General features: G+C 63.2%; 9 protein-coding genes. All 9 read left to right on the plus strand.

The genetic code is table 11. From position 1 onward, the window contains the following. Positions 1 to 259: 259 nt before the first annotated feature. Positions 260 to 2,281: a conjugal transfer protein TraG gene (locus SAS01S_RS14990; protein ID WP_066810227.1), complete on the plus strand. Its 2,022-nt coding sequence runs from the start codon at positions 260 to 262 to the stop codon at positions 2,279 to 2,281. Between the two features lie 2 nt (positions 2,282 to 2,283). Further along, positions 2,284 to 2,688 carry a CopG family transcriptional regulator gene (locus tag SAS01S_RS14995; protein WP_066810229.1) on the plus strand — a complete coding sequence of 135 codons (405 nt, stop codon included), beginning with the start codon at positions 2,284 to 2,286 and terminating at the stop codon, positions 2,686 to 2,688. Then, the gene (gene trbB, locus SAS01S_RS15000; protein WP_066810230.1) at positions 2,685 to 3,662 is read left to right on the plus strand and encodes a P-type conjugative transfer ATPase TrbB; all 978 of its coding nucleotides are present in this window, start codon (positions 2,685 to 2,687) and stop codon (positions 3,660 to 3,662) included. Before SAS01S_RS14995 ends, trbB begins: the two co-directional genes overlap by 4 nt. 53 nt (positions 3,663 to 3,715) lie before the next feature. Continuing rightward, on the plus strand, positions 3,716 to 4,039 hold the full coding sequence (locus SAS01S_RS15005) for a TrbC/VirB2 family type IV secretion system protein (RefSeq protein WP_066810231.1): 324 nt from the start codon (positions 3,716 to 3,718) through the stop codon (positions 4,037 to 4,039). After that, on the plus strand, positions 4,036 to 4,308 hold the full coding sequence (locus SAS01S_RS15010; protein WP_066810232.1) for a VirB3 family type IV secretion system protein: 273 nt from the start codon (positions 4,036 to 4,038) through the stop codon (positions 4,306 to 4,308). The genes SAS01S_RS15005 and SAS01S_RS15010 overlap by 4 nt, the downstream gene beginning before the upstream one ends. Beyond that, positions 4,302 to 6,713 (plus strand): conjugal transfer protein TrbE, encoded by a 2,412-nt coding sequence (trbE, locus tag SAS01S_RS15015; protein WP_066810236.1) that lies wholly within the window; start codon positions 4,302 to 4,304, stop codon positions 6,711 to 6,713. The genes SAS01S_RS15010 and trbE overlap by 7 nt, the downstream gene beginning before the upstream one ends. 784 nt (positions 6,714 to 7,497) lie before the next feature. Further along, a complete protein-coding gene (locus SAS01S_RS15020) occupies positions 7,498 to 8,622 on the plus strand; it encodes an acyltransferase family protein (protein ID WP_066810238.1) in 1,125 nt (374 codons plus the stop codon). Between the two features lie 984 nt (positions 8,623 to 9,606). Next, positions 9,607 to 10,368 carry a P-type conjugative transfer protein TrbJ gene (gene trbJ, locus SAS01S_RS15025; protein ID WP_066810240.1) on the plus strand — a complete coding sequence of 254 codons (762 nt, stop codon included), beginning with the start codon at positions 9,607 to 9,609 and terminating at the stop codon, positions 10,366 to 10,368. Positions 10,369 to 10,476: 108 nt separating this feature from the next. Then, positions 10,477 to 11,363, plus strand: an 887-nt coding sequence (gene trbL / locus SAS01S_RS15030; protein WP_066810242.1) for a P-type conjugative transfer protein TrbL, incomplete at its 3' end; no start/stop codon positions are given.

Here is an 11,363-nt window from a genome sequence, read left to right on the forward strand (position 1 = left end):
CGCCCCTATTTTCCCCGCGTACCACAGCTAACCCCTCACATGCGGAGGTTCAATCCGAAGCCGAATGAACGACCGCTTGCAGGATCGTCATGAGCGTGCACGAATGGCGACAATTAGGGCGCAATCCGGTCATAGCGATGTGCTGCATGGCCCTCGACAAGTAGCGCCCGTCACTGGCGAGGCTCTCCCGAATGCGAGATAAAAAGGCGAATTTGGCTTTCGCGCCCGCTCTCTGATTCCGCTGCGGGCGGAGGCCCGCATGACCCCGACCAAATTGCTTATTGGCCAGATTTTGATCGTGTTTGCGATCGTGGTGCTAGGCATCTGGTTCGCTACGCAATGGGCTGCCGATGCTCTGGCCTATCAGGCTGAACTTGGTGCGCCCTGGTTTCATGCCTTCGGGCGTCCGATCTATCATCCATGGGCGCTGTTTGGCTGGTGGTTCCACTTCGACGCTTATGCGCCGAAGGTATTCGACGAGGCGGGTTCGATTGCCGCAGCGAGCGGGTTCATCGGCTGCGGCGCGGCGGTGTTCGGATCGCTCTGGCGTGCGCGGCAGCGTCGCAATGTCACCACCTACGGTTCCGCGCGCTGGGCAACCGAGGCCGAAATCCGGCGCGCCGGGCTGTTCGACGAGCGAGGTGTGTTCCTCGGGACTACCGACCAACGCTATCTGCGCCACGACGGACCCGAGCATGTCATGGCGTTCGCGCCGACCCGTTCGGGCAAGGGCGTTGGTCTAGTGGTGCCCACGCTGCTCGGCTGGTCGGGGTCGGCGGTCATCCACGACATCAAGGGCGAGAACTGGCAGCTGACCGCCGGCTGGCGATCGCGTTATTCGCACTGCCTGCTTTTCAACCCGACCGACATACGTTCGGCGCATTATAATCCACTGCTCGAAGTGCGCCGCGGCGAGCATGAGGTCCGCGACGTCCAGAACATCGCCGATATCCTGGTCGACCCGGAGGGCGCGCTCGAGCGGCGCAATCATTGGGAAAAGACCAGCCATTCGCTGTTGGTCGGCGCGATCCTCCACATTCTCTATGCCGAAGAGGAAAAGACGCTCGCGCGCGTCGCCACCTTCCTGTCCGATCCCCAGCGGCCGTTCACCGCGACGCTCGAGCGGATGATGGCCACCAACCATCTCGGTCCGGCCGACGCGCCGATTGTTCACCCGGTCGTCGCGTCCGCGGCTCGCGAGGTCCTCAACAAGTCCGACAATGAGCGATCGGGCGTGCTGTCGACCGCGATGTCGTTCCTGGGACTCTATCGCGATCCGACCGTCGCGGCCGTCACGTCCTCCTGCGACTGGCGCATTGCCGACCTGGTCGAGGCCGAATCGCCGGTATCGCTCTACCTGGTCGTGCCGCCATCCGACATCAGCCGGACCAAGCCGCTGATCCGGCTCGTGCTCAACCAGATCGGCCGGCGGCTCACCGAGCATCTGCATGCGGACGGGGTAGGGCGCCGGCACAAATTGCTGATAATGCTCGACGAGTTTCCGGCGCTCGGCCGGCTCGACTTCTTCGAGACCAGCCTCGCCTTCCTCGCGGGCTATGGGGTCCGCGTCTTCCTGATCGCGCAATCCTTGAACCAGATCGAGAAGGCCTATGGCGAGCACAATGCGATCCTCGACAATTGTCATGTCCGCGTAGCGTTCGCGAGCAACGATGAGCGCACCGCCAAGCGCATCTCGGACGCGCTCGGCACCGCGACCGAACAGCGCGCGATGCGCAACTATGCGGGGCACCGGCTCGCCCCCTGGCTTGCGCATGTCATGGTCAGCCGGCAGGAGACGGCGCGGGCGCTGCTGACGCCGGGCGAAGTGATGCAGCTCGCGCCGACCGACGAGCTGGTCCTCGTCGCCGGCACGCCGCCCATCCGCGCGCGGAAGCTGCGCTATTACGAGGACGCCAATTTCAAGGCGCGCGTGCTGCCGGCGCCGGGACTGGCCGCCGACAGCTATGGCGATCGTCCCGCGTCCCGCGATCATGACTGGCATAAGGTTATTCCCGATACCGACGCACGCCTGGCCGGCGACGATGGGGAAGGAGACGGTTCCGGTGGCCTCGAACAGGCGCGGCATCCCGGCCATGAGATCGACAAACCTGCTCCCGAAGAGGTGATTGTCGCCGATCCGCTCGGCCTCGGCGACGACGATGTCGATGCCGTCGGCGACAAGCGGGCGATGGATCGGGCCCGTGCCCTGGGCATGGCGCGCACGGTCTATGCGATCGACGCCGGCGATGGCCGGCCAGGCGATCTCCAGCTGGATCGTTGATCATGGTCGACAAGGTTCGCCACCAATTGTTCCTCGCAAAGCCGCTCAGCGACCGGCTCGAGGTGCTGGCGGCAAAGCCTGGGGCCTCCAAATCGGCGATCCTGGCCGATGCCGTCACCGCCTGGCTCAATCGCCGCGGCGCGTCCGAGTTCGACGACCGGTTCGGTCTGCGGCTCGACCGGATGACCAATGCGCTCGGCCGGATCGAGCGCAACGATCATGTTCTGCTCGAGTCGCTTGCCTTGTTCATACGCTACGAACTCGCGATCCACGCCCCGCTTGCTGAGAATGACGAGGCCGGCCGCGCGATCGCGCGCAAGCGGTTCGAGGCGTTCGTCGCGCAGGTGGCAAAGCAGATCGCCGCCGGCCGGCATACGTTCAGCGCGAACCCGGAAGACGATCGATGACCGGCGCGATCTCCGCCGAACGCCGCCGCGCGATGCTGCGCACGGCGATGGGACCGGCGATCGCCGCGGCGATCGCCGATCCCCGCGTCATCGAGATCATGGTCAATCCAGACGGTGCATTGCGCGTCGACATATTGGGCGAGGGCAGGGTGGACACCGACGTCCGGCTCGACGCGGCACAGGTCGAACGGATCATCCGACTGGTTGCAAGCCATGCCCGCGCCGAGGTCCATGGCGACGCGCCCATCGTCTCAGCCGAACTGCCGCCGCACATGGAAGGGCGCGCCGGCGAACGTTTCGAGGGCGTGCTGCCGCCCGTCTCGGTCGGTCCCTGCTTCTCGATCCGCAAGCCTGCCGAGCGGCTTTACGGCCTCGACGATTATGTGACCGACGGGATCATGACCGAGACGGCCGCGGACCGGCTGAAGGCTGCGGTCACCCAGCGGTTCAACATCCTCGTCGCCGGCGGCACCAGCTCGGGCAAGACCACGCTCGCCAATGCGCTGCTCGCCGAGATGGCCCGGGTCGACCAGCGCGTGATCCTGATCGAGGACACGCGCGAGCTGCAGAGCCCGGCGCCCGACACGGTCGCGCTGCGCACCCGGCCCGGCATAGTCAGCATGACCGACCTGGTCCGGTCGACGCTCCGGCTGCGTCCCGATCGCATCGTTGTCGGCGAGGTGCGTGGGCCCGAGGCGCTCGACATGCTCAAGGCGTGGAACACCGGCCATCCAGGTGGGGTTGCCACGGTCCATGCCAACAGCGCGATCGCGGCACTCTACCGGGTCGAGCAACTCGTCCAGGAAGCAGTGGTCACTGTGCCGCGCCGGCTGATCGCCGAGGCGATCGACATCATCGTCTTCATTTCCGGTCGCGGCGTGCATCGGCGCGTCTCGACCATCGCGCGTGTGACCGGCGTCGATCCGGACGGCGGCTACGGCCTTGTCGACCTTCTTTCGTCCCCTAAGCCCTAAGGAGAATGATTATGCGCTCTCACCGCTTTCATTGGTTCGTCCGCTCCGCCCTTATGCGGCTCGCTGTGACTCTCGCGCGCGCCTCCGTCCTGCTCATCACGCTGGCGGCCGCCCTGGTCCAGAAGGCTCAGGCTGCCGGCTCGGGCATGCCCTGGGAGCAACCGCTCCAGCAGGTATTGGAGTCGGTCCAGGGGCCGGTTGCCAAGATCGTCGCGGTGATGATCATCATCGTGACCGGCCTGACGCTCGCGTTCGGCGAGACGGCGGGCGGCTTCCGTCGTCTCATCCAGATCGTCTTCGGCCTGTCGATCGCGTTCGCCGCCTCGAGCTTTTTCCTCTCCTTCTTCAGTTTCGGCGGCGGAGCGCTGATCTCGTGATCGGCACGGGATCGCATATCGACGGGTTCGAAGTGCCGATCCATGCGAGCCTCGGCTCGCCGATCCTACTGGGCGGCGCGCCGCGCGGGATCGCGATCGTCAACGGCACCATCGCCGCGGCGGTCGGGCTCGGTCTGCAGCAATGGGCGGTCGGGATCGCGCTTTGGGCGATCGGACATAGCGTCGCCGTGTTCGCCGCGCGTCGCGACCCGGACTTCGCGCCCATTCTCATTCGTCATCTTCGACAGAAAGGTCATCTCGCGTGCTGAACCTCGCCGAATATCGCAGCCGCGCGGACCGGCTGGTCGACCATTTGCCCTGGGCGGCCCTGGTCGCGCCCGGCGTCGTGCTCAACAAGGACGGCAGTTTCCAGCGGACGCTGGCCTTCCGCGGCCCCGACCTGGAATCGGCGACCGAGGCCGAGCTGGTCTCCGCCAGCGCCCGGACGAACAACGTGCTGAAGCGGTTCGGCACAGGCTGGGCGCTGTTCTTTGAGGCGGAACGGCGCGAGGCGGCCGCCTATCCCGACAGCGATTTTCCGGATGCGGCAAGCTGGCTGGTCGATCAGGAACGGCGGGCCACGTTTCTTGCCGAGGGTGAGCATTTCGAGAGCGCCTATCATCTGACGCTTGTCTGGCTGCCGCCAGCGGACAAGGTCGATGCCGCCGGCCGCTCGCTGGTGGAGCGGCCCGAAGCCGAGCAGGGGCGCGACTGGCACGCGGCGTTGGCGAGCTTCATGGCCGAGACCGATCGTGCGCTCGATCTCTTCTCCGGTTTCATGCCCGAGGTGCACGCGCTCGATGACGGCGAGACGCTGACCTACCTCCACGCGACGATATCCGGCCGGCGCCATCCCGTCGCGGTCCCTGATGTGCCGATGTATCTGGACGGCCTGCTCGCCGACACGCCGCTGGTCGGCGGCCTTGAGCCGATGCTCGGTACCCGGCATGTCCGGACGCTCAGCGTGCGCGGCTTCCCCAATATGAGCCGTCCGGGACTCCTCGACGCGCTCAACCATCAGGATTTCGCCTTTCGCTGGGTCACGCGGTTCGTGCCGCTGGACAAGAGCGACGCGACCAAGGTGCTCACCAGGCTACGACGCCAATGGTTCAACAAGCGCAAATCGATCACCGCGCTGCTGCGCGAGGTGCTCTACAACCAACCGGTCCAGCTCATGGACAGCGATGCCGACAACAAGGTCGTCGATGCCGATCTCGCCTTACAGGAGCTTGGCGGCGATCATGTCGCGTTCGGCTATCTGACGACGACCATCACCGTCACCGACGAGGATCGCTCGGCAGTCGAGGAAAAGGTTCGTACCGTCGAACGGATCGTCAACGGGCTTGGCTTCACCACGATCCGCGAGAGCGTCAATGCGGTCGAGGCCTGGCTGTCGTCGCTGCCCGGCCACGTCTATGCCAATGTCCGCCAGCCACTGATCCATACCCTGAATCTCGCGCATCTGATGCCGTTGTCGAGCGTGTGGGCGGGGCCGGCGCGCAACGATCATCTCGACGGACCGCCGCTTCTCTATGCCAGCACCGCGGGATCGACGCCGTTCCGCTTGTCGACCCATGTCGGCGATGTCGGGCATTTGCTCGTGGTCGGCCCGACCGGCGCCGGCAAGTCGGTATTGCTGGCGCTGATTGCGCTTCAGTTCCGTCGTTATCCGCGCTCCCAGGTCTATATTTTCGACAAGGGATTCTCGGCACGCGCCGCGGTGCTGGCGATGGGCGGCGCGCATCATGCGTTGGGGCTTGGCGCCGATGCCGGCGACACGCTCGCGTTTCAGCCGCTTCGGAATATTCATGACCCGACCGAACGCAGTTGGGCCGCCGAATGGATCGCGGCGTTGCTGGCGCACGAAAAGGTTGCGGTCGATCCGCAAGTCAAGGAGGCGATATGGTCGGCGCTCGCCAGCCTGGCGTCGGCGCCGGTGGAAGAGCGGACTCTGACCGGCCTGGCGCTGCTGCTCCAATCGAATCCGCTCCGCACGGCGCTTGGCGCCTACACGTTGGACGGGCCGTACGGCCGCTTGCTCGATGCCGCCGAACAGCAATTGGCGTTCGCCGACCTCCAATGTTTTGAGACCGAGGCATTGATGGGGCAGGTGGGCGTGGTGGCGCCGGTGCTGACCTATCTGTTTCATCGGCTTGAGGAGCGTTTCGACGGCCGGCCGACATTGCTGATCCTCGACGAGGCCTGGATCTTTCTCGACCAGCCCCTGTTCGCCGCTCGCATCCGCGAATGGCTCAAGGTGTTGCGTAAGAAGAATGTCGCGGTGCTGTTCGCGACCCAGAGTCTCGCCGACGTCGCATCGAGCAGCATTGCGCCGGCAATCATCGAAAGCTGCCCACAGCGCATTCTGCTGCCCAACGACCGTGCGGTCGAACCGCAAAGCCGGGACGCCTATGAACGGTTCGGCCTGAACCAACGGCAGATCGAGTTGGTCAGTAGGGCGACGCCCAAACGTCACTATTATCTGCAATCCGCACGGGGCAATCGGCTGTTCGAATTGGGTCTTGGCCCTATCGCGCTGGCGCTATGCGGTGCTTCGGGCGGGAATGTACAAGCTGCGATATCGGAAGATTCTGGAGAGAACTTCGCCGACCGCTTCCTTCGCAATGCAGGTCTTCCTTGGGCTGCTGATCTGTTTGCGAGTTTCGGCCGCTAAGCGCGCAATTCCGGTCGCTCCCATCAAGTGGGCGATTCCTGAAACCAGCCGTTCAGCGAGTGTGAACCGCAGGCACATCATCATCACGGAGATTCCGTCAGGTGAGCAGTAAAATGCTCCTACCAAACAGCCAAAGAGCCTCGACTTTTAAAACAATGTAGCTTTTTGCGAAGCTGGCAGTCCTCCAATTCCCAAGGAATTTCATCGCATCCGATGACGCGCAGCCGAAGTTGAATTTTGTCGCTATCGCGGCTGTCGCCGATGAGTTCGAAGCGAGCCTGACGGCAACTGTAATTCGAATGGTTGAAAGCGACCGCTTACCATCACTTTTGGTGTGCCACGCAGCACACCCCGGTATAAGGCAAACCCGACGGTGTTGGACCGGCAGTCGAGCCCAAGCCAGTGATGCCGGATGCCGCGATCACGGAGGCTGCGGCAGCGGCGAAGTACAGCAGCGATGCGGAAGGGTGGTCGTCGTTGGGCAGCTATCGCGCGGCTGTGTTGGTGGACGGCGGCGAACAAAATGCCGCACCCGGATCCCCCGAAGCCGAACTAGCCCATCGGTCGCCCGAGCTGATCGCACGCCTTTCACCTCGCGGTCGCCGGGTAAGGGCGAGGCCGCAGACGGCGCAATGGGTTAGGTCGAAGCCGGGGCGGAAGCTGAATTGCCCCAATTTTCCGTTGATAGGTTCGGCGGGTGATATCCGAAGCGGCAGTATAATCGATCAAACATTTCTACATCATAGCACCTTGTCACGCTGCATCGGCGAGCTATTCCTATCGTATGGCAACGCAGCGCTTCTACGGTAATCTTGAAGCGTTGCGCGGGATAGCGGCTCTCTTGGTCGCGTTTTACCATCTTCAGTGGAACTCGCATCTGCGCAGTTTGCCAGCGCTCCAGAACGCATGGTCGTTCGTGGACCTGTTTTTCGTCCTATCCGGATTTGTGATCGCGCTTGCCTATGTCGACAGGCTGAAGGGCTGGCGCGATGTGCCCGACTTCATGCGCCGGCGGTTCTTCCGGCTCTACCCACTGCATCTCGTCACTATGGTCGTGATGCTGACGCTGATCGCAGCCCGTTATGCCTCGGCACCCGCAGAGACAGTGGCCAAGTATGGCATTGATGGCAGTTGGATAGCGCTGATCCTGTCGAACTTGACGCTGACGCAGGCGATGGGCTGGACCGATCGCGCAATTCTCAACACTCCGAGCTGGAGCATCAGTACGGAGGTTTTCGCCTATCTGGTGTTCGCGGGCGTGTGCGTCGTGATGCCTTCGCGGGGCTGGCGGATCGTGGGGCTGGGCGTAGTGTCGATCCTCGGGTTTACGGTAATCGCGCTGGCTGTGGGATCGTTGGAGGCGCCGTTACACGTCCGCTTTCTGCGGTGCCTCTACGGGTTCGGACTTGGTGTCGGTGTGTTCTGGCTGGTCGATCGCAGCCCGTTCCGGCTCGCTCCGGAAATCGCAATGGTAATCCAGCTTACGATGCTTGCACTGCTGGTCACGATGCTGTCGGGCCTATCTCGCAATTCCCCGTGGCTGTTATTACTGCCCGTCGTAGACGCAGCGCTAATCACGGCGATGGCGCTGGACGAGTCGTCGTGGATCAAGCGCGCGTTCGAATGCCGCGCGCCGCTATTCCTCGGGCGAGTATCGTACTCCATCTATATGATCCATGTGCCCATTATCGCGGTCATCGGGGCGGTTGTCGCGCGGCGGTGGTACGGCGATCTGTGGGCGATTGACCCGCTTCTTGGAGATGCTCTGACGATCTTGTTTACAGTGACGCTGCTTGCCGTCGCCTACGTCACATACACCCATATCGAAGCTCCGTGGCGGGAGCGCGGAAGGCGGCCGGGCAGGGAGCGCCAGACGCAGACGGCAATCGACGAGGCAACCATAATCTAGTAGCGCGGGCATGGTCGCGATGCTGGTTATGAAGCGCAATTGCGCACCGTGATTTAGGGCATTTGCCGGTTCGATCCGATCATGGCCGCAAAAACACCGTAGTCGACGTAGCTGCGGCTGCGTGGGTGGACACGCGCAAATCCGGGCGAAGTGGCGACGGCCGTTTAGTCAAACTTGGCTATGACGTATTTGATAAACCGAGCTGAACGTCGAATCGGTCCAATACCAATCGAGAGCCTAAATGTAACAAAGTTTCGCGACCTGAAGAATTCCTTAGGGAGATCTACCCTTAACGGCCCGGTTTTCACAAGAAGATCGGGCGGCTTTCTCATGGGTCGCCGCTTCTGTGATACTCACGCAACCAATGCGCCATTCGATCGCGATCCGACGTCAAGTATGTATTCGCCCACCGCGGTGCCGTTGAGTGCATCGCTCTCCACGAGGCGATACCGGCACCGATGTGCAGTCGAGATAGCATCGCCAATGGTCACCCGCGGTTTCCCTTCCGACGTTCGACGTTATTAGCGCCAATGCAACGTGATTGCCTTAGTCGATCGCTCCGGCGTGGTCCGTCAAGAGCCTGACATCGGACTCCAAGATCTCCGTTAGCTCAGGTCACCGGATGGTCGATCCATCGCGAGTGGCTTGGAGCGGTGCGAGAGAAGCGAATTTTTTGGTATGCGCTCAATGTTGAGTGCGACGGATTTTGTTCTCGATTTAGAGCCGTGGTGTTCGACAAGCGCGCGGCGCGCAGCTGATTTATGGACCACATGACTTTGCCGGACCATCATCAGCGGATCGCCTGATAACAGGATCAGGACGCCCGCCTCGCCGCAAGGGCATTTTTTTGAACAGAATCGGCCAAAAGTCGAAAGCGGGAACGTAGATTCCCCAAAAGGCGCCCATTCGTCACTCGATAGGCTCTGCCGGCTCGAGGCCAATATGCGATTCTTGAGGCTTCAACGTCTATCAGGGAATCACTCAATGTTTCGCTGTTCCAAAGAATCGCTTGGCGGCAAGTATTTGATCGCTTCCGCTCTCGCGCTTGGCGCCATCGGTTCAGTTGCGATGGGCGCTATCTTCTCCGGATCGCCGGCGCACGCTCAGTTCACCGTGTTCGACCCGACAAACTACTCGCAGAATCTGCTCAACGCTGCTCGCGCACTCCAGCAGGTCAATAACCAGATCCAGTCCCTCCAGAACCAGGCGCAGATGCTGAGCAACCAGGCCAAGAACCTGACCCGGATCGACTTCCCGGAGCTGCAGCAGCTGACCGCGACATTGCAGCAGATCGACCGACTGATGGGGCAGGCGCAGGGGATCGATTTCCGCGTCGCCGGCCTCGATCAGCAATTCCGCAACCTCTATCCGCAGCAGTACAATAGCGCGCTCACGGGTGACCAGCAGGCGCAGAACGCGAAGGCGCGCTTTGATGCCGCGATGGCGGCGTTCCGGCAGACGATGTCGGTCCAATCCCAGGTGGTCGAGAATGTCGCTGCCGACCAATCCGCGCTCGCCTCGCTGGCGGCGAGAAGCCAGGGCGCCGAAGGTGCGCTTCAGGCGCAGCAGGCAACTAACCAGTTGCTCGCGCTGGTCGCGAAACAGCAGTTCCAGATCCAAAACCTGATGGCGTCGCAATATCGCGCCGAGACCATTGATGCAGCGCGGCGCGCGCAGTCCGAACTCGATGCCCGCGGCCGCACCCAGAAATTTCTCGGTACCGGCACCGCCTACACGCCCCAATAGGCGCGGCCGGCCGGGCGACGGTGCGCTCCGTCGCCGCCGCGGGGTGCGGGCCACGCTCCCCATGCCGGCACCTCGCGGCATTCCTTCAAGCGATGAGGAACTCTCGCAGTGAACGACCTCGGCGTGATCGATCGCTTCATGCAGGCCTTCATCCGCTACATCGACAGCGGGTTCGGCCTGCTCGGTGGCGACGTCCATTTCCTCACCGTCACGCTGATCGGCATCGACATCACGCTGGCCGGACTGTTCTGGGCGATGGGCGGCGAGGACAATGTGCTCGGCCGCCTGATCAAGAAGATTCTCTATGTCGGCGCGTTCGCGTTCATCCTGAACAGCTTCTCGACGCTGGCCGACATCATCTTCAAGTCGTTCGCCCAGGCCGGACTGACTGCGGGCGGGGGCACGCTGTCGGCGGACGACCTCCTGCGCCCCGGCAAGGTCGCGTCGACCGGCTTCTCGGCGGCCTGGCCGCTGCTCCAGCAACTCGCCAACATGAGCGGGTTCGTCAGCTTCTTCGAAAATTACCTGACGATCGCGGTGTTGCTGCTCGCCTGGGCGATCGTGATCCTCGCCTTCTTCATCCTCGCCGTGCAGATGTTCGTTACGATCATCGAGTTCAAGCTGACCAGCCTCGCCGGGTTCGTGCTGGTGCCGTTCGCCTTGTGGAACCGCACGAGCTTTCTCGCCGAGCGCGTGCTCGGCAATGTCGTGAGTTCCGGCGTCAAGGTCATGGTGCTCGCCGTCATTGTCGGGATCGGCTCCAACTTCTTCACCGAGTTCACGACATCGATGCAGGGGCAGGACGTCGACCTTGCCGCGGCGATGAGCCTGGCGCTCGGTGCGCTCACGCTGTTCGGTCTTGGCATTTTCGGCCCCGGTATCGCCAGCGGCCTGGTGTCCGGTGCGCCGCAACTCGGTGCCGGGGCGGCGCTCGGCACGGTGGCGGGCGCAGCAGGCGTGACGATGCTCGCGGGCGGCGCCGCCGTCGGCGCGGC

The organism is Sphingomonas asaccharolytica NBRC 15499, from assembly GCF_001598355.1.
Lineage (GTDB): Bacteria > Pseudomonadota > Alphaproteobacteria > Sphingomonadales > Sphingomonadaceae > Sphingomonas > Sphingomonas asaccharolytica.